Below are 20,564 nucleotides of genomic sequence, written 5' to 3'. Positions count from 1 at the left end.
GCCCCGTCATCCGGCCTCGGGGTCGCCCTTGGTGTACGTCAGCCGCTCGACCTGGCCGGCCTGGAACTCGTCCTCGATCTCCTTGCCGTTGACGTGCAGCCGGACCGCGCCGGCGTCGCCGAGGACGAGGTCGATCTTCTCCTTGTCCTGGAAGGTCTGGGAGTCGCCCTTCTCCAGGGTGCCGTCGAACAGGGTGCGGCCGTTGTGGTCCTTGGCGGAGATCCAGCTGCGTCCGTCGGTGGCGCTCACCTGGACGGTCACCTTGTCCCGGGGGGCCGCGGCGATGGCGCTGTCCGTGGGGTCCGGCTTGGGGTCGGCGGGCTTGGCGCTCTTGGGCGTGGCGGATTTCGCGGGCTTGCTCGCGGTGGCGGTGGAGCCCTCGGCGGCCTGGGCCTGCGTGCTGCCGTCGTCGTCGCCCCCGGTGAACAGCGTGAAGCCGACGAAGCCGATCACCGCGACGATCGCGGCGACCATGGCGGCGGTCCAGTTGGGCCCGCGCCGCTCCGGGCGGATCCGCTCCGCCTCGAAGAGCGGGGCGGCCGGGGTCGGGGCCGGACGCCCGCCGTGCTCGGCGGCGAACTGTTCGAGCAGCGGTTCCGGATCGAGGTGGACGGCGCGCGCCAGGGTGCGCAGATGCCCGCGCGCGTAGACGTCGCCGCCGCAGGGGGTGAAGTCGTCCCGTTCGATCGCGTGCACGATGGTGCCGCGGACCCGGGTGGCGTTGCTTATCTCGTCGACCGTCAGACCGGCCTCGATACGCGCCCGGCGCAGGGCGGTGCCGATCGAGGGGCGGTCGGCGGCACGGGTGGCCTCGTGGTCGTCGCCGGAACCGTCGTCGTCGACGCGGGCGTCTTCGACCGGGCGTGCGTCCTTGGGGGTCTTGTCGTCAGGGGAGTTGCCGATGGACACGGGGGCGCCTTTCGAGGGTGTAGCCACCTGTGCTGGAAGCTCAGTCTAGGGGGGGTACGAAAGGGTGGGGCAACCGGGCGGTAGGGGTTTGTACGCCATCAGAATGGCCGGTCATCCTGACGCCGGGAGGTCTCTCTTACCCCCCTCAACTTGACGTACTCGCAAGGAAAAGGGTTGCTCACGGATCACTTACGGGTGGGTCACGTTCGCGTTGCCGTACACCTGTGCGCCCTGTCCCTCATGCCTCGCTCTCCCCTCGGATCACCGCGAGCACACCGTCCAGTTCGTCGGCCTTCACCAGGACGTCGCGCGCCTTGGAGCCCTCGCTCGGACCGACGATGTTGCGCGACTCCATGAGGTCCATCAGCCGCCCGGCCTTGGCGAAGCCGACGCGCAGCTTGCGCTGGAGCATGGAGGTGGACCCGAACTGGGTGGAGACGACCAGTTCGGCGGCCTGGCAGAGCAGGTCGAGGTCGTCGCCGATGTCCTCGTCGATCTCCTTCTTCTGCTTGCTGCCCACCGTGACGTCGTCCCGGAAGACGGGCGCCATCTGGTCCTTGCAGTGCTGGACGACGGCCGCGACCTCCTCCTCGGTGACGAACGCGCCCTGCATACGGGTGGGTTTGTTCGCCCCCATCGGCAGGAAGAGCCCGTCGCCCTTGCCGATCAGCTTCTCGGCGCCGGGCTGGTCGAGGATGACGCGGGAGTCGGCGAGCGAGGAGGTGGCGAACGCGAGCCTCGAGGGCACGTTCGCCTTGATGAGGCCGGTGACGACGTCGACGGAGGGCCGCTGGGTGGCGAGCACCAGGTGGATGCCGGCCGCGCGGGCGAGCTGCGTGATGCGCACGATGGCGTCCTCGACGTCCCGGGGGGCGACCATCATCAGGTCGGCGAGCTCGTCGACGATCACCAGCAGGTAGGGATAGGGCTGGAGTTCGCGCTCGCTGCCCTCGGGCGGCTTGACCTTCCCCTCGCGCACGGCCCGGTTGAAGTCGTCGATGTGCCGGTAGCCGTAGGCGGCGAGGTCGTCGTAGCGCAGGTCCATCTCGCGCACCACCCATTGCAGCGCCTCGGCGGCCCGCTTGGGGTTGGTGATGATCGGGGTGATCAGGTGCGGGATGCCCTCGTAGACGGTGAGTTCGACGCGCTTGGGGTCGACGAGGATCATCCGCACGTCCTCGGGCGTCGCCCGCATCATCACCGAGGTGATCAGGCAGTTGATGCACGAGGACTTGCCGGAGCCGGTGGCGCCCGCGACCAGCATGTGCGGCATCTTGGCCAGCGAGTGCATGACGTAGCCGCCCTCGACGTCCTTGCCGAAGGCGACCAGCATCGGGTCGTCGTCCTCCGCGGACTCCGCGAGCCGCAGCACGTCACCGAGGTTGACCATCTCCCGGTCGGTGTTGGGGATCTCGATGCCGACCGCGGACTTGCCGGGGATCGGGCTGATGATCCGCACGTCCGGACTGGCGACCGCGTACGCGATGTTCTTGGCGAGCGCGGTGATCCGCTCCACCTTGACGGCGGGCCCGAGTTCGACCTCGTACCGGGTGACCGTCGGGCCGCGGGTGAAGCCGGTGACGCGGGCGTCGACCTTGAACTCGGTGAAGACGTTGGTGAGGGCGGCCACTATGGCGTCGTTGGCCGCGCTGCGGGACTTCCCCGGTCCGCCGCGCTCCAGCAGGTCCAGCGCGGGCAGCGCGTAGGTGATGTCGCCGGAGAGCTGCAACTGTTCGGCGCGGGGCGGCAGATCGCGCGGCTCCTGGGGCGACTGCTTGGTGAGGTCGGGCACCCCGGAGTCGCTGCGTTGGTCGCCCCCGGAGTCGCTCCCCGGCTGCGGGACCTTGCCGGCCGGGAGCTTGGACTGCCTGGGCTTCGCCTCCACCGGCTCCTTGGTGCGCGCCGCCGGTACGGGCGTGGTCTCCTCGTAGGGCTCGCGCGGGCCGCCGACGCCCTGGGTGAGGTCGGCGACGATCGGGGAGGGCGGCATGCCGTGCAGGACGGCGCCGTCGAGCGCGGCCGCGGCCGCTGCGGCGACGTCGACCGCGTCCATCGGGCGGTGCATGTCGGGCTGCGGCACGGCGGAACGCCGGGGGCGGCCGCGCCGCTTGGCGAGCGCCTCCTCCTCGACGCTGTCCGCGTCCGGCACCCCGGGGGCGGACCGGCGCCTGCGGGGGCGCGCGGGCGCCTCGTCGCGCCACTGCTCGTCGTAGCGCCCCTCCGCGTACGCCCCTTCCGCCCCGTCCATCTCGTCGACGAGGTCGTCCTCGGGGTCGGGGAGGATGCCGAGCTTGACCCCGAGGAGGCGAAGCCGCTGCGGAATCGCGGTCACCGGGGTCGCCGTCACGACGAGCAGCCCGAAGAACGTGAGCAGCACGAGCAGCGGCACGGCCAGGACCTCGCCCAGCATGTACGTCAGCGGGGTCGCCGCGCCCCAGCCGATGAGGCCGCCGGCGTCCCTTATCGCCTGCATGCCGTCGCTGCGGGCGGGCGAACCGCAGGCGATGTGCACCTGGCCGAGCACCCCGATGGCGAGCGCGGACAGGCCGATGACGATCCGGCCGTTGGCCTCCGGCTTCTCGGGATGCAGGATCAGGCGCACGGCGATCGCGCCGAGCAGTATCGGCACGATGAGGTCGAGCCGCCCGAAGGCGCCGGTCACCAGGATCTCGACCAGGTCGCCGACGGGGCCGCGCAGATTGGCCCAGGTGCCCGCGGCCACGATCAGCGCGAGCGAGAGCAGGAGCAGTGCGACGCCGTCCTTGCGGTGTGCCGGGTCGAGCCCCTTCGCGCCCCGCCCTATGCCGCGGAAGAGGGCGCCGACGGCGTGCGCGAGGCCCAGCCAGAGGGCGCGCACGAGTCGGTACACGCCTGCGGTCGGGCTGGGCGCCGCCGCGGGCGCGGCCTTCTTCGCCGGGGCCTTCCTGGCGGGCGCCTTCTTCGCGACGGCCTTTTTCGCGGGGGCCTTCTTCGCCGGAGCCTTCGCGGGAGCGGCCACCTTCTTCGCGGGCGGCTTCTTGGCTGCGGGACGTGGGGCCATGGGTGTGAGATTACCGTCGGAGACGGCAACGGACACGTGTGCCCACCGCTTCACCCGTTCGTGTCGCCCGTATCAGAGGGGCCCTGCTGACGCGGGGTCAACGCACGAGGGGCCGCCCGGGGCGGCCCGCCGACGGTACCCGCGTCGCGCCGGCCGCGCCGATCGGACGCGACGGCACTGGTGCTGCGAGAGGCGCGCCGGCCGGAAGCAACGGTCCCCGGCGCCGGGAGAGCCGCGCCGGCCGGACGCTACGACACCGCCGTCGGCCCGCCCGAGGCGCCCGGTTCCAGCGCGTCCAGGGCGCGGCGCAGCCCCGTCAGCTTGCGTTCCAGGTGGGCGGCGGTGGCGACCGCCGCCGCGTCGGCGGACTCGTCGTCGAGCTGCTTGGACAGCGCCTCGGCCTGCTCCTCGACCGCCGCCAGCCGCGCGGAGAGCTCGGCCAGGATGCCGGCCGCCTCCTTGCTGTCGCCGACCACGTCCTTGGCGCCGTTCGTGCCGGCGCTGCCGTTCCCGTTGCCCTCCAACTGGAGGCGCAGCAGTGCGGCCTGCTCCTTGAGCTGGCAGTTCTTCATGTAGAGCTCGACGAAGACCGACACCTTCGCGCGCAGCACCCACGGGTCGAACGGCTTGGAGATGTAGTCCACCGCACCCGCCGCGTACCCCCGGAAGGTGTGGTGCGGCCCGTGGTTGATCGCGGTCAGGAAGATGATCGGGATGTCCCGGGTCCGCTCCCGCCGCTTGATGTGCGCGGCGGTCTCGAAACCGTCCATGCCCGGCATCTGGACGTCCAGCAGAATGACCGCGAAGTCGTCCGTGAGCAGCGCTTTGAGTGCTTCCTCCCCGGACGATGCCCGCACCAGCGTCTGATCGAGCGCGGAGAGGATGGCCTCCAGCGCCAGCAGATTCTCCGGCCGGTCATCGACCAGGAGGATCTTGGCCTTCTGCACCATGGCCCGCCCTCCTCGCCCCGGCGTGGGGCCTCCCCTGTCCGAAGGACTTGGGCCGGCACCGGACGCCGTCCCAGGGGACGGCTCCCTTGCGCCGTCCGTCCTTGTGCCGGTCATGGTAGCCGCACCCCGCCCGTCGCCACACCCTGTCACCGCGATGTCACTGTGCACGGAGCGGAAACGCGGCGGAAGACCAGAAGGTTCCCCGGTTCCCGCAGTTCTACACGCGAACCACCACAGTCCGTCAGCGGGGAACGGTGAACATCTCGTGTCCGCACCTCCCCGCGCACGGCACCGCCGCCCCGCGGGTCACTGCCGTCACGCTCCGCGCACCGCCACCGCCGCCCCTCGCGTCACTCCTTCGTCATTCCTCGTGCATCCACTGGTTCATCACCGACAGCAGGTGATCGGGGTCGACCGGCTTGGTGACGTAGTCCGAGGCGCCCGACTCGATGGCCTTCTCCCGGTCTCCCTTCATCGCCTTCGCCGTGAGGGCGACGATCGGCAGCCCGGCGAACTGCGGCATCCGGCGGATCGCGGTGGTCGTCGCGTAGCCGTCCATCTCCGGCATCATGATGTCCATCAGGACGACCGCCACGTCGTCGTGCTGCTCCAGGACCTCGATGCCCTCGCGCCCGTTCTCCGCGTACAGCACCGACAGCCCGTGCTGCTCCAGGACGCTGGTGAGCGCGAAGACGTTGCGGATGTCGTCGTCGACGATCAGCACCTTCTCGCCGTCGAACCGCACGACCGGACCCGGCCGCGACCCCGCATCCGGTTCCTCCGCAACGGTTCCGAACCCCTGGGAGCCCCTCTCCAGGGCCTGGCCGCGCTCCGCGGGCAGCGCGGCGGCGCGCTCCTGCTCCGCCGCCGCACGGCGGCGCCGGAAGAGGCCGGCGGTGCCGTTGGGCGCCTCCTGCGGCCGCGGTCCGGCCGGCGCCCCGGTGGGGGCCGCGGCGCCCGCGGCCTGTCCCGCCTCGGAGGCGAGCAGCTCGCCGGGTTCCATGGCGGGCGCGAGCTGCGCGTACCCCTGGGGCGGCAGCTCGCTCGGGTGCAGCGGCAGGTACAGCGTGAAGGTGGAGCCGCGCCCCGGTTCGCTCTGCGCGTGGATCTCGCCGCCGAGCAGCCGGGCGATCTCGCGGGAGATGGACAGTCCGAGCCCCGTGCCGCCGTACTTGCGGCTGGTGGTGCCGTCCGCCTGCTTGAACGCCTCGAAGATGACGCGCATCTTGCTGGCCGCGATCCCGATGCCGGTGTCGGTGACGGAGAACGCGATCATGTCGGCCTCCGGGTCGGCCAGCGAACCGGCCTCCAGGAGCTGCTCCCGGATCGCCTGGGGCACGTCCTGGCCGGCCGGGCGGATCACCAGCTCGACCGCTCCGGAGTCGGTGAACTTCACCGCGTTCGACAGCAGGTTGCGCAGCACCTGCAGCAGCCGCTGCTCGTCGGTGTGCAGCGTGGCGGGCAGCTCCGGGGAGACCCGTACGGAGAAGTCCAGGCCCTTCTCCGCGGTCAGCGGCCGGAAGGTGGCCTCCACGTAGTCGACGAGCTGGACGAGCGCGATGCGCGTCGGGGAGACGTCCATCTTGCCCGCCTCGACCTTCGACAGGTCCAGGATGTCGTTGATCAGTTGCAGCAGGTCCGAGCCGGCGCCGTGGATGGTCTCGGCGAACTCCACCTGCTTCGGCGAGAGGTTGCCCTCGGCGTTGTCGGCGAGCAGCTTGGCCAGGATCAGCAGCGAGTTGAGCGGCGTGCGCAGCTCGTGCGACATGTTGGCCAGGAACTCGCTCTTGTAGCGCATGGAGACCGCGAGCTGCTCGGCGCGCTCCTCCAGCACCTGCCGGGCCTCCTCGATCTCGGTGTTCTTCACCTCGATGTCGCGGTTCTGCCGCGCCAGCAGTTCGGCCTTCTCCTCCAGTTCGGCGTTGGACGCCTGCAACGCCTTCTGCCGTTGCTCCAGTTCCTCCGACCGCTCGCGCAGCTGCTCGGTCAGCTCCTGGGACTGCTTCAGCAGCACTTCGGTCTTGGTGTTGACGGAGATGGTGTTGACGCTGGTCGCGATCATCTCGGCGATCTGGTTGAGGAAGTCGCGCTGGATCTCGGTGAACTTCGTGAAGGACGCCAGCTCGATCACCCCGAGCACGGTTCCCTCGAACAGCACCGGCAACACGATGACCTGCGCGGGCGGGGCGTCGCCGAGCCCGGAGGAGATCTTCAGGTAGCCGCTGGGCGCGTTCTCCACGAGGATCGTGCGCTTCTCCTGGGCGGCGGTCCCGATGAGCGCCTCACCGGGCCGGAACGACGTCGGCATGGAGCCCATCGAATAGCCGTACGAGCCGAGCATCCGCAGTTCGTACGCGTCGCTGGTGCCGGCCTCGAGCTCCTTGGCGTCCCTGATGTCGCGCGCGTCCCGGGCGTCCGCGCCGTCGACCAGCGGCATCCCCAGGAAGAACGCGCCGTGCTGCGCGGCGACCAGGGGCGGCAGCTCGCTCATGATGAGGGAGGCGACGTCCTCCAGGTCGCGGCGGCCCTGCATGAGGGCGGAGATGCGCGCCAGGTTGCCCTTGAGCCAGTCCTGCTCCTTGTTGGCGATCGTGGTGTCGCGCAGGTTGGCGATCATCTTGTTGATGTAGTCCTGAAGTTCCTGGATCTCACCGGAGGCGTCCACGTCGATCTTCAGGTTGAGGTCGCCCCGGGTCACCGCGGTGGCCACGCGCGCGATGGCACGCACCTGCCGGGTCAGGTTCCCGGCCATCTCGTTCACCGACTCGGTCAGGTCCCGCCAGGTGCCGTCGACGTCCCGCACCCGCGCCTGGGCGCCCAGCTGCCCCTCGGTGCCCACCTCGCGGGCCACCCTGGTGACCTCGTCGGCGAACGAGGAGAGCTGGTCGACCATCGTGTTGATGGTCGTCTTCAGCTCGAGGATCTCGCCGCGGGCATCGATGTCGATCTTCTTGGTGAGGTCGCCCTTGGCGATGGCGGTGGTGACCATGGCGATGTTGCGCACCTGACCGGTCAGGTTGGACGCCATCTGGTTCACCGACTCGGTGAGGTCCTTCCAGGTGCCCGCCACGCCCGGCACCCGCGCCTGCCCGCCCAGGATGCCGTCCGTGCCCACCTCGCGGGCCACCTTGGTGACCTGGTCGGCGAACGAGCTCAGCGTCTTCACCATCGTGTTGAAGGTGTCGGCGAGCTGGGCGACCTCGCCACGCGCCTCGATCTTCACCGTGCGGGTCAGATCGCCGTTGGCGACGGCCGCCGCGACCTGGGAGATGTTGCGCACCTGCACGGTCAGGTTGTTGGCCATCAGGTTGACGTTGCCGCTGAGGTCCTTCCAGATGCCGGTGACCCCGGGCACGTGGGCCTGGCCACCGAGGATGCCCTCGGTGCCCACCTCGCGCGCCACCCGCGTCACCTGCTCGGCGAACGAGGACAGCTGGTCGACCATCGTGTTGACGGTGGTGACGAGCTCCAGGATCTCGCCCTTGGCGTCGACGGTGATCTTCTTCGACAGATCGCCCTTGGCGACCGCCGTCGTCACCTCGGCGATGTTCCTCACCTGGATGGTGAGGTTGTTCGCCATGAAGTTGACGGACTGGGTGAGGTCCTTCCAGGTGCCGGAGACCCCCTGCACCTCCGCCTGGCCGCCCAGAATGCCCTCGGTGCCCACCTCACGGGCCACCCTGGTGACCTGCTCGGCGAAGTTGGAGAGCTGGTCGACCATCGTGTTCAGCGTGTTCTTGAGCTCGAGGATCTCCCCGCGCGCGTCCACGTCGATCTTCTGCGACAGATCACCGCGCGCCACGGCGGTGGCGACCTGCGCGATGTTGCGCACCTGGGCGGTGAGGTTGCCCGCCATGCCGTTCACGGAGTCGGTGAGGTCCCGCCACACGCCTGCGACGCCGGGGACCTGCGCCTGCCCGCCCAGGCGGCCCTCGGTGCCCACCTCACGGGCCACCCGGGTCACCTGGTCGGCGAAGGCGGACAGCTGGTCCACCATCGTGTTGATGGTGTTCTTCAGCTCGAGGATCTCCCCGCGCGCGTCCACGTCGATCTTCTGCGACAGATCACCGCGCGCCACCGCCGTCGTCACCTGGGCGATCTGCCGCACCTGGGAGGTCAGATTGCCCGCCATGAAGTTGACGGAGTCCGTCAGCTCCTTCCAGGTGCCCGACACGCCGTCCACGCGCGCCTGACCGCCGAGGCGCCCCTCGGTGCCCACGTCCCGGGCCATTCGCGTCACCTGGTCGGCGAAGGAGGAGAGCTGGTCCACCATCGTGTTGACGGTGTTCTTCAGCTCCAGCATCTCGCCGGCCACGTCCACCGTGACCTTCTGCGACAGGTCACCGTTGGCCACCGCCGTCGTCACCGTGGCGATGTTCCTCACCTGTCCGGTGAGGTTGCGGAACGCCGTGTTGACGGAGTCCGTCAGGTCCTTCCACGTTCCGGCGACCCCCGGCACCTGCGCCTGACCACCCAGCTTGCCCTCGACGCCGACCTCGCGCGCGACCCGCGTCACCTCGGCACCGAACGAGGAGAGCTGGTCCACCATCCCGTTGACGGTGTTCTTCAGCTCCAGCATCTCGCCGGCCACGTCCACCGTCACCTTCTGCGACAGATCGCCGCTGGCCACCGCCGTCGTCACCGCGGCGATGTCCCGCACCTGCGTCGTCAGGTTCCGGAACACCGTGTTGACGGAGTCCGTCAGGTCCTTCCACGTCCCCGCCGCGCCCGGCACGTTCGCCTGGCCGCCCAGCTGCCCCCCGGCGCCCACCTCGTTGGCCACGCGGGTGACCTCGTCGGCGAAGGTCCGCAGCGTCAGCGTCATCTGGTTGATCGTGTCGGCGAGCTGCGCCACCTCGCCGCGCGCGCTCACCGTCACCTTCCGCGACAGGTCACCGTTGGCGACCGCCGTGGTCACCTCCGCGATCCCGCGCACCTGGGCCGTCAGATTGCCGGCCATCAGGTTCACCGAATCGGTGAGGTCCTTCCACACCCCGGCCACACCCGGCACCTGCGCCTGACCGCCGAGCTCGCCCTCGACGCCGACCTCGCGCGCGACCCGCGTCACCTCGGAGGAGAACGAGGAGAGCTGGTCGACCATCGTGTTGACGGTCTCCTTCAGCTCCAGCATCTCGCCGGCCACGTGCACGGTGACCTTGCGCGACAGATCGCCCTTGGCGACCGCCGTCGTCACCAGCGCGATGTCCCGCACCTGCGCCGTCAGCCGGTACGCCATCGTGTTGACGGAGTCCGTCAGGTCCTTCCACGAACCCGACATCCCGCGCACCCGGGCCTGTCCGCCCAGCTTGCCCTCCGTGCCGACCTCACTGGCCACACGCGTGACCTCGTCGGTGAACGTCGACAACTGGTCGACCAGGTTGTTGACCGTGCGGCCCACCTTCAGGAACTCGCCCCGCAGCGGCGCACCGTTCCCGCCGCCCTCCGGAGCCGGGGTCCGCAGGTCCATCCGGGGCGACAGATCGCCCTCCGCCACCGCGGTGAGCACCCGGCCGACCTCGGAGACGGGCCGTACGAGGTCGTCGACGAGCGCGTTGGAGTTGTCGATCGCGGTCGCCCAGGAACCCTCGCAGGCGCCCGTCTCCAGCCGCTCCGTGAGCTTGCCCTCGCGCCCCACGACCCGCCGGACCCGCGCCAGCTCACCCGTCAGATGCAGATTGCGGTCCGCGACCTCGTTGAAGACGGCGGAGATCTCCGCCATCACGTCGTCGCCCGTGACGGTCAGCCGCCTGCGGAAGTTCCCGTCCCGCATGGCCGCGAGCGCGGCCAGCAGCCGGTGCAGGGCCGCCGTGTCCACCTCGGTGGTACCACCGCGCGAGCGCCCGTTGCCCAGGGACTGTCCGCCTTTCGCGCGCGTCTTCGCACTCCGCGTCGCTGCGCCAGACTCCACTGTGTCCCTCCCGCAGGGATCGACCGTTACTCCGCGTGCTCGGTTGCTGCCGCCACCCGGCCGCCGGGCTGCCGCGTGCTTCTGCCCGGTGCCGCGGAAGGCACTCGCCGTGTGCACGGACCTTCCTGGAAGCCTGCCCAGTGTTTCACCCTGGCGCACCGGGGTGACGGGCCACGACCGTAACCCTAGGCGGCACTCCCCCGACACCGCTCCGGGCGGGCCCGCTCCCGCACCGGCCGGACAGCGGCGATTCCGCCCGCCGGACGAGAACCGCGCAGGTCGCACGCCTCCTCCCCACCCCCGCCCCGCGCTCCCGCCCCACCCGGAGGGCGCGCGAGGGGCGCGAGAAGGCGCGTGATGGCGCACTGGGCGCCACCCAGGTGTTCAGGGACGTGCCCACATGGGGATACCCCTGAACACGGAGCCAGTGCCCCCACTACCCTGTAGTGATCGAACCGGGGAATCGGGCATGGGAGCCAGGGGGCGCCGACACATGGGGAGTGCTGTGATCACCGCGCGCGCGGCCGCCAGCTTCGAGCCCGTCGGACGGTCGGTGGCGACCGCCCGGTCGTTCGTCCGCGACACCCTCCAGGGCTGGGGCTTCGGCGACATCGTCGACGACGCCGTGGTCCTCACCAGCGAACTCGTCACCAACGCCGTCGTCCACGCGGGCACCTCCGCCGACGTCCTGTGCCTGCGCACCGAGGACGGCGTCCGCGTCGAGGTCTCCGACCTCTACCCCGACCGCGAGGTCCCCGTCCAGAGCGCCGCGGTCTCCATGGGCAGCCCCGACCGCGAGGGCGGCCGCGGCCTCCAGCTCTGCGCCGCCCTCGCCACCCGCTGGGGCGTGGAGTACACCCCCACCCACAAGCAGGTCTGGTTCCAGCTCGACCTCCCCGAGCGCCCCGTCGGCACCCGCGCCGCCGGCCCGGCGCTCCCCGCCGACCTGCTCCCCCTCGCCGACGGCCGGGTCCGGGTCGCGGTGGTCCAGATCGACCGCACGGCGGCCATCACCGCCTGGAACGAGGACGCCGAGGAACTCTTCGGCTACGCCGCCGAACAGGTCATCGGCAAGCCCCTCACCGACCTGGCCGCCTGGCCGCACACCCCCGGCACCGGCACCGGCATCGCCGAGGCCCTCCAGCTCTCCCGCTGGGAGGGCAGCTACGGCATCCGGGCCACCACCGGCCGGGTGATCCCCGTCTACGCCTCCCACCTGCGCGTACGGGACACCGCGGGCGAGCCCTCCACCGTCTGCCTCCTGGTCCGCGACCACGAGCGGGCCGTTCTGCAGACCCCCCTGCGCAACTCCGGCACCGACACCACCACCTCCGCCGAGGGCCAGTCCGCCGACCCCTTCGAGGTCTTCATCGGCTCCCCCGCCCCCGACGACCTCGACGGCCTCCTGCAGCGCACCGTCGAACGCGCCCGCGACATGCTCGACGGCGACGCCGCCTTCCTCCTCCTGGCCACCGACGACGAGACGGAACTGGAGGTCCGCGCCTCCACCGGACTGCCCTCCGCCCGCCAGCGCTTCGCCCGCGTCCCCGTCGAGGCCGGCCCCGGCCGCTACGGCTCGGCCCGCATGCCCTCCGTCCACGACGACCTCGCCGCCGTGCCCGGCGCCGTCCCCCTGCTGGGCGGTACGGGCATGCGGTCGGTGGTCACCGTCCCGCTCAAGGTCGAGGGCCGCCTCACCGGCTCCCTCGGCGTGGCCGCCGAGTCCCCCGCCCGCTACTCGAACGAGGAAGCGCTCAGACTCCAGTTCGCCGCCGACCGCATCGCCCTGGCCGTCGAGTCCGCCCGCCTCGGCGAACTCGAACGCCTGCGCCGCGGCTCACTGAGCTTCCTCGTCGAAGCCTCCGACCTGCTGGCCGGCACCCTGGACCGCGACCAGACGCTCGCCCTGATGGCCCAGATGACCATTCCCACCCTGGCCAGCTGGTGCGCCGTCTACACCATCGCCGAACCGTCCTCCGAGCCGTACCTCTCCTACGTCCTGCACGAGGACGAGGACCGCATCGACGGCCTCAAGGCCCTGCTCGCCAAGATCCAGCCGCCCGAGCCCATCCCCACCCCCGGCGCCCGCGTCTGGACGGCTCCGGCCGAGGCCGCCCACCAGGCGGCCCTGCGCACCTCCATGCGCAGCCTGGGCCTCGGCGAACCGGCGACGGTCACCTCGGGCGTCGGTACGACATTGGCGACGGCCTCCGCGGTCGGCGGCGAGACCGTGGTGCTCCCCCTGGTGGCGCGCAACCGCGTCATCGGCATGCTGACGCTCGGCAAGCCCACGGACGAGCACTTCCGCCAGGAGATCCTGGAACTCGCCGAGGACCTCTCCCGCCGGGCCGCCCTGGCCCTGGACAACGCCCGCCTGTACTCGGAGCGCACGGCCATCAGCCAGTCCCTCCAGCGCAGCCTCCTGCCGCCGGAGCTGCCCACCATCGACGGCGTCGAGGTCGAGGTCATCTACCGCGCCGCCGGCGAGGGCAACGAGGTCGGCGGCGACTTCTACGACCTCTTCCCCATCCGCGACGGCGCCTACGGCTTCGCCATCGGCGACGTGTGCGGTACGGGACCGGAGGCGGCGGCGGTCACGGGCCTGGCCCGGCACGCCCTGCGGCTGCTGGCCCGCGAGGGCTTCGGCGGCCCGGCGGTCCTGGAGCGGCTCAACTCCGCGATCCTCGACGAGGGCGCCCGCAGCCGCTTCCTCACCCTGCTCTACGGCGAGCTGTGGCCGCAGGAGGACGGAAGCGCGGTACTGAAGGTCGTCTGCGCCGGCCACCCCCTGCCACTCCGCCTCCGCCAGGACGGCACGGTCGAACCGGCCGCCGAACCGCAGCCCCTGCTGGGCGTCATGGACGACCTGGAGCTGTACGAGGAGACGGTGACCCTGGACCCCGGCGATGTCCTGCTGTGCGTCACGGACGGCGTCACCGAACGCAGGGAAGGCACCCGCATGCTGGGCGACGACGGCCTCGCCGACGTCCTCACCGGCTGCACGGGCCTGACCGCCGGGGCCGTCGCCGCGCGCGTGATGCGCGCGGTGGAGCGCTTCGCCTCCGCCGCCCCGTCGGACGACATGGCGATCCTCGCGATGCGCGTACCCGAGCCGCACCAGGGCTGAAGCGAGGACATGCAAAGAGGACATGCAAAGAGGACATGCAAAAAGGCCCCGCCCGATCGGGCGGGGCCTTTTTGCCTTTCAGCGCGAGCCCCCAAACGGAATCGAACCGTTGACCTTCTCCTTACCATGGAGACGCTCTACCGACTGAGCTATAGGGGCCTGTCGCCTTCCGGGGTTTCCCCCGCGGCGACGAGAGAGATCATACCCCGAACAGATGACTGCTCCCAACCGCGCGCACGCGCTGAGCAGTGCGCTCAGAAAGCGTGCTGGAGGAGCCCGCCGAGCGCGTTGCAGGCGGAGACAATTCGGTGCAGATCCCGCTTCGTCAACGCCCCGTCGAGCGACAGCGCCAACGTCTCGTCGGCGGCCCGCTCGGTTTCCGGCAGATACACATCACGCCGGAAGGCGGGCATGCGGTGCACGGGCGTCTTCACCGGAACCCGGCATTCGACGCCCCTGGCACGCACCGCACGCGCGAAGGCGTCACGGTCCGGCCGCCCGTTCCCGGGCACCCTGACCACGTACTGCTGATACGTGTGGGCGGCACCGCCCTGCGGCGTCCGCACCCCCCGCAACCGGCGGTCGAGATACGCGGCCCGTTCCCTGCGCTGCGCCAACTCGGCGTACGGCGTTTCGGATTCGCCCTGCTCCAGCACGAGGAGGCCGTGCCTTCGGCCGACCGCGTACAGGGTGTCGAGCGGCGCCGGGTGGCCGAAGCGGTGCACGGCGACCACGGCCGCCGTCCGCGGGCTCACCACCGCCTCCACGGCGGCGGGGTCGAGGCAGTACGTGTCCGGGTCTATGTCGGCGAAGACGGGCACGGCACCGGCCAGCAGTGCGGCCTCGGCCGGCTCGGCGTTGCCGAACGCCGGCACGATGACCTCGTCACCGGCGCACACGCCGGCTGCCCTGAGCATTCCAGCAGTCCCCATGGCCCCGATCGTGCGGGGGCCAGATGAACGCCAAGTGACGGGAAACACAAAAGAGCGGGTCCCCGAACCGAAGTTCGGAGACCCGCTCTCTGAAGAATTGTTCGGCGGTGTCCTACTCTCCCACAGGGTCCCCCCTGCAGTACCATCGGCGCTGTAAGGCTTAGCTTCCGGGTTCGGAATGTAACCGGGCGTTTCCCCTACGCTATGACCACCGAAACACTATGAAACACACAACCCGGCACACCATTCACATGGCAGCGGTTGTTCGTGGTTTCAGAACCAACACAGTGGACGCGAGCAACTGAGGACAAGCCCTCGGCCTATTAGTACCAGTCAACTCCACCGGTCACCCGGCTTCCATATCTGGCCTATCAACCCAGTCGTCTACTGGGAGCCTTACCCCATCAAGTGGGTGGGAGTCCTCATCTCGAAGCAGGCTTCCCGCTTAGATGCTTTCAGCGGTTATCCCTCCCGAACGTAGCCAACCAGCCATGCCCTTGGCAGAACAACTGGCACACCAGAGGTTCGTCCGTCCCGGTCCTCTCGTACTAGGGACAGCCCTTCTCAAGACTCCTACGCGCGCAGCGGATAGGGACCGAACTGTCTCACGACGTTCTAAACCCAGCTCGCGTACCGCTTTAATGGGCGAACAGCCCAACCCTTGGGACCGACTCCAGCCCCAGGATGCGACGAGCCGACATCGAGGTGCCAAACCATCCCGTCGATATGGACTCTTGGGGAAGATCAGCCTGTTATCCCCGGGGTACCTTTTATCCGTTGAGCGACGGCGCTTCCACAAGCCACCGCCGGATCACTAGTCCCGACTTTCGTCCCTGCTCGACCCGTCGGTCTCACAGTCAAGCTCCCTTGTGCACTTACACTCACCACCTGATTACCAACCAGGCTGAGGGAACCTTTGGGCGCCTCCGTTACCCTTTAGGAGGCAACCGCCCCAGTTAAACTACCCATCAGACACTGTCCCTGATCCGGATCACGGACCCAGGTTAGACATCCAGCACGACCAGACTGGTATTTCAACGACGACTCCCACCGAACTGGCGTCCGATGTTCACAGTCTCCCAGCTATCCTACACAAGCCGAACCGAACACCAATATCAAACTGTAGTAAAGGTCCCGGGGTCTTTCCGTCCTGCTGCGCGAAACGAGCATCTTTACTCGTAGTGCAATTTCACCGGGCCTATGGTTGAGACAGTCGAGAAGTCGTTACGCCATTCGTGCAGGTCGGAACTTACCCGACAAGGAATTTCGCTACCTTAGGATGGTTATAGTTACCACCGCCGTTTACTGGCGCTTAAGTTCTCAGCTTCGCCCACCCGAAAGTGAGCTAACCGGTCCCCTTAACGTTCCAGCACCGGGCAGGCGTCAGTCCGTATACATCGCCTTACGGCTTCGCACGGACCTGTGTTTTTAGTAAACAGTCGCTTCTCGCTGGTCTCTGCGGCCACCCCCAGCTCAAGGAGCACGTCCTCTCACCAGGTGTGGCCCCCCTTCTCCCGAAGTTACGGGGGCATTTTGCCGAGTTCCTTAACCATAGTTCACCCGAACGCCTCGGTATTCTCTACCAGACCACCTGAGTCGGTTTAGGGTACGGGCCGCCATGAAACTCGCTAGAGGCTTTTCTCGACAGCATAGGATCATCCACTTCACCACAATCGGCTCGGCATCAGGTCTCAGCCCCATGAACGGCGGATTTACCTACCGTCCGGCCTACACCCTTACCCCGGGACAACCACCGCCCGGGATGGACTACCTTCCTGCGTCACCCCATCACTCACCTACTAACCGCTTGGGCCGGCGGCTCCACCACTCCGAGATTGTCCGAAGACGCACCCGGCGGCTTCACGGCCTTAGCATCACGATGCTCGATGTTTGACGCTCCACAGCGGGTACCGGAATATCAACCGGTTATCCATCGACTACGCCTGTCGGCCTCGCCTTAGGTCCCGACTTACCCTGGGCAGATCAGCTTGACCCAGGAACCCTTAGTCAATCGGCGCACACGTTTCCCACGTGTGAATCGCTACTCATGCCTGCATTCTCACTCGTCAACCGTCCACAACTACCTTCCGGTGCTGCTTCACCCGGCAGACGACGCTCCCCTACCCAACCCAGCCGGCGTTGGCCGTATTGCTGGATTGACACGACTTCGGCGGTACGCTTGAGCCCCGCTACATTGTCGGCGCGGAATCACTAGACCAGTGAGCTATTACGCACTCTTTCAAGGGTGGCTGCTTCTAAGCCAACCTCCTGGTTGTCTCTGCGACTCCACATCCTTTCCCACTTAGCGTACGCTTAGGGGCCTTAGTCGATGCTCTGGGCTGTTTCCCTCTCGACCATGGAGCTTATCCCCCACAGTCTCACTGCCGCGCTCTCACTTACCGGCATTCGGAGTTTGGCTAAGGTCAGTAACCCGGTAGGGCCCATCGCCTATCCAGTGCTCTACCTCCGGCAAGAAACACACGACGCTGCACCTAAATGCATTTCGGGGAGAACCAGCTATCACGGAGTTTGATTGGCCTTTCACCCCTAACCACAGGTCATCCCCCAGGTTTTCAACCCTGGTGGGTTCGGTCCTCCACGACCTCTTACAGCCGCTTCAACCTGCCCATGGCTAGATCACTCCGCTTCGGGTCTTGAGCGTGCTACTAAAAACGCCCTCTTCGGACTCGCTTTCGCTACGGCTACCCCACCCGGGTTAACCTCGCAACACACCGCAAACTCGCAGGCTCATTCTTCAAAAGGCACGCAGTCACGAGACACCAGCAAGCTGATGTCCGACGCTCCCACGGCTTGTAGGCACACGGTTTCAGGTACTATTTCACTCCGCTCCCGCGGTACTTTTCACCATTCCCTCACGGTACTATCCGCTATCGGTCACCAGGGAATATTTAGGCTTAGCGGGTGGTCCCGCCAGATTCACACGGGATTTCTCGGGCCCCGTGCTACTTGGGTATCTTCCAAACGAGCCGCTGACGTTTCGACTACGGGGGTCTTACCCTCTACGCCGGACCTTTCGCATGTCCTTCGCCTACATCAACGGTTTCTGACTCGTCCTGTCGCCGGCAGACGACAGAAGAAAGAACCCACAACCCCCACGACGCAACCCCTGCCGGGTCTCACACGTCGAAGGTTTGGCCTCATCCGGTTTCGCTCGCCACTACTCCCGGAATCACGGTTGTTTTCTCTTCCTGCGGGTACTGAGATGTTTCACTTCCCCGCGTTCCCTCCACACTGCCTATGTGTTCAGCAGCGGGTGACAGCCCATGACGACTGCCGGGTTTCCCCATTCGGACACCCCCGGATCAAAGCCTGGTTGACGACTCCCCGGGGCCTATCGCGGCCTCCCACGTCCTTCATCGGTTCCTGGTGCCAAGGCATCCACCGTGCGCCCTTAAAAACTTGGCCACAGATGCTCGCGTCCACTGTGCAGTTCTCAAACAACGACCAACCACCCATCACCCCGGGAACAACATCCCGAGTGCACTGGGGCCAGCATCCCGAAGACCCAGCCTCACGGCCGTGCCCTCAGACACCCAACAGCGTGCCCGACACCCTCACCACTCCTCTTCCGTTCCACGCCGAAGCAGTACTAGGAAGACAAGCTGGTCAAGTGTGCCGAGTAGTCAACGTTCCACCCATGAGCTGACCACCGCCGGACATTCGCCGGCGTAGTGGCTCTGGACCACCAAGCAAGCTTGGCAGCCTAGATGCTCCTTAGAAAGGAGGTGATCCAGCCGCACCTTCCGGTACGGCTACCTTGTTACGACTTCGTCCCAATCGCCAGTCCCACCTTCGACCGCTCCCTCCCTTGCGGGTTGGGCCACGGGCTTCGGGTGTTACCGACTTTCGTGACGTGACGGGCGGTGTGTACAAGGCCCGGGAACGTATTCACCGCAGCAATGCTGATCTGCGATTACTAGCGACTCCGACTTCATGGGGTCGAGTTGCAGACCCCAATCCGAACTGAGACCGGCTTTTTGAGATTCGCTCCACCTCACGGTATCGCAGCTCATTGTACCGGCCATTGTAGCACGTGTGCAGCCCAAGACATAAGGGGCATGATGACTTGACGTCGTCCCCACCTTCCTCCGAGTTGACCCCGGCGGTCTCCCGTGAGTCCCCAGCACCACAAGGGCCTGCTGGCAACACGGGACAAGGGTTGCGCTCGTTGCGGGACTTAACCCAACATCTCACGACACGAGCTGACGACAGCCATGCACCACCTGTACACCGACCACAAGGGGGCGCCCATCTCTGGACGTTACCGGTGTATGTCAAGCCTTGGTAAGGTTCTTCGCGTTGCGTCGAATTAAGCCACATGCTCCGCCGCTTGTGCGGGCCCCCGTCAATTCCTTTGAGTTTTAGCCTTGCGGCCGTACTCCCCAGGCGGGGCACTTAATGCGTTAGCTGCGGCACGGACAACGTGGAATGTTGCCCACACCTAGTGCCCACCGTTTACGGCGTGGACTACCAGGGTATCTAATCCTGTTCGCTCCCCACGCTTTCGCTCCTCAGCGTCAGTATCGGCCCAGAGATCCGCCTTCGCCACCGGTGTTCCTCCTGATATCTGCGCATTTCACCGCTACACCAGGAATTCCGATCTCCCCTACCGAACTCTAGCCTGCCCGTATCGACTGCAGACCCGGGGTTAAGCCCCGGGCTTTCACAACCGACGCGACAAGCCGCCTACGAGCTCTTTACGCCCAATAATTCCGGACAACGCTTGCGCCCTACGTATTACCGCGGCTGCTGGCACGTAGTTAGCCGGCGCTTCTTCTGCAGGTACCGTCACTTTCGCTTCTTCCCTGCTGAAAGAGGTTTACAACCCGAAGGCCGTCATCCCTCACGCGGCGTCGCTGCATCAGGCTTTCGCCCATTGTGCAATATTCCCCACTGCTGCCTCCCGTAGGAGTCTGGGCCGTGTCTCAGTCCCAGTGTGGCCGGTCGCCCTCTCAGGCCGGCTACCCGTCGTCGCCTTGGTGAGCCACTACCTCACCAACAAGCTGATAGGCCGCGGGCTCATCCTGCACCGCCGGAGCTTTCCACCACCCGACCATGCGGTCAGTGGTTGTATCCGGTATTAGACCCCGTTTCCAGGGCTTGTCCCAGAGTGCAGGGCAGATTGCCCACGTGTTACTCACCCGTTCGCCACTAATCCCCACCGAAGTGGTTCATCGTTCGACTTGCATGTGTTAAGCACGCCGCCAGCGTTCGTCCTGAGCCAGGATCAAACTCTCCGTGAATGCTTGCCGGGATACCCCGGACACACATCACGAGAGCGGAACAGCCAGGCGGAATAAGCCCAGCCGTTCACAGCGTCCTCGCTGTGTTTATTCCAAAGGAACCTCGCCCCAGCAGATGCTGGAGACGGGGTATCAACATATCTGGCGTTGACTTTTGGCACGCTGTTGAGTTCTCAAGAAACGGACGCTTCCTTCGTACTCACCCGAGAGACTCTCTCAGGCTTTCCTCCGGGCGCTTCCCTTCGGTCTTGCGTTTCCGACTCTATCAGACGCTTTCACTGTCCGATTTCCTCGGTGCTTTCCAGGACTTCGCTCTTCCGAGCGCTTTCCTTTCCGGCGGTTCCGACTTTATCAGAGGTTCTGAGTCGGTTTTTCCGCCCCCTGGAGGCTTCCTCCAGCACACCGAGTGTGCCGGGTTCCCCCTGTGGCGGAGC

Annotated in this window: 6 protein-coding genes, 1 tRNA gene and 3 rRNA genes; 1 reads left to right on the top strand and 9 read right to left on the bottom strand. The window is 67.5% G+C overall.

Annotated elements, in window-relative coordinates:
• Nucleotides 1-6: 6 nt before the first annotated feature.
• From OIE12_RS24635 to OIE12_RS24620, 4 genes are all read right to left on the bottom strand, one after another.
• A complete protein-coding gene (locus OIE12_RS24635) occupies nt 7-909 on the bottom strand; it encodes a helix-turn-helix domain-containing protein (RefSeq protein ID WP_329138813.1) in 903 nt (300 codons plus the stop codon).
• Between the two features lie 238 nt (nt 910-1,147).
• Nucleotides 1,148-3,949 carry a DNA translocase FtsK gene (locus OIE12_RS24630; RefSeq protein ID WP_329138810.1) on the bottom strand — a complete coding sequence of 934 codons (2,802 nt, stop codon included), beginning with the start codon at nt 3,947-3,949 and terminating at the stop codon, nt 1,148-1,150.
• Nucleotides 3,950-4,197: 248 nt separating this feature from the next.
• Nucleotides 4,198-4,899 carry a response regulator gene (locus OIE12_RS24625; RefSeq protein WP_030379488.1) on the bottom strand — a complete coding sequence of 234 codons (702 nt, stop codon included), beginning with the start codon at nt 4,897-4,899 and terminating at the stop codon, nt 4,198-4,200.
• A 361-nt stretch (nt 4,900-5,260) separates the two neighbouring features.
• On the bottom strand, nt 5,261-10,807 hold the full coding sequence (locus OIE12_RS24620; RefSeq protein ID WP_329138808.1) for a HAMP domain-containing protein: 5,547 nt from the start codon (nt 10,805-10,807) through the stop codon (nt 5,261-5,263).
• 469 nt (nt 10,808-11,276) lie between these two features.
• Between OIE12_RS24620 and OIE12_RS24615 the strand changes: the two genes are divergently transcribed.
• On the top strand, nt 11,277-13,934 hold the full coding sequence (locus tag OIE12_RS24615; protein WP_329138806.1) for a SpoIIE family protein phosphatase: 2,658 nt from the start codon (nt 11,277-11,279) through the stop codon (nt 13,932-13,934).
• Nucleotides 13,935-14,020: 86 nt separating this feature from the next.
• Here OIE12_RS24615 and OIE12_RS24610 read toward each other — a convergent pair.
• The 5 genes from OIE12_RS24610 to OIE12_RS24590 form a co-directional block, all read right to left on the bottom strand.
• Nucleotides 14,021-14,093: transfer RNA gene (locus OIE12_RS24610), tRNA-Thr, on the bottom strand.
• A gap of 95 nt (nt 14,094-14,188) precedes the next feature.
• The gene (locus tag OIE12_RS24605) at nt 14,189-14,851 is read right to left on the bottom strand and encodes a DegT/DnrJ/EryC1/StrS family aminotransferase (protein WP_329142181.1); all 663 of its coding nucleotides are present in this window, start codon (nt 14,849-14,851) and stop codon (nt 14,189-14,191) included.
• Between the two features lie 114 nt (nt 14,852-14,965).
• A 5S ribosomal RNA gene (gene rrf, locus OIE12_RS24600) occupies nt 14,966-15,082 on the bottom strand.
• Between the two features lie 87 nt (nt 15,083-15,169).
• Nucleotides 15,170-18,292, bottom strand: a 23S ribosomal RNA gene (locus OIE12_RS24595).
• 313 nt (nt 18,293-18,605) lie between these two features.
• Nucleotides 18,606-20,130, bottom strand: a 16S ribosomal RNA gene (locus OIE12_RS24590).
• Together the 16S, 23S and 5S rRNA genes form the textbook arrangement of a ribosomal RNA operon.
• Nucleotides 20,131-20,564 lie beyond the last annotated feature (434 nt).

The sequence above is a fragment of the Streptomyces sp. NBC_00670 genome, assembly GCF_036226765.1.
In the GTDB taxonomy this organism is placed as follows: domain Bacteria; phylum Actinomycetota; class Actinomycetes; order Streptomycetales; family Streptomycetaceae; genus Streptomyces.
The sequence above is the reverse complement of the archived record's forward strand: the minus strand, read 5'-3'. Positions and strand labels throughout refer to the sequence as shown.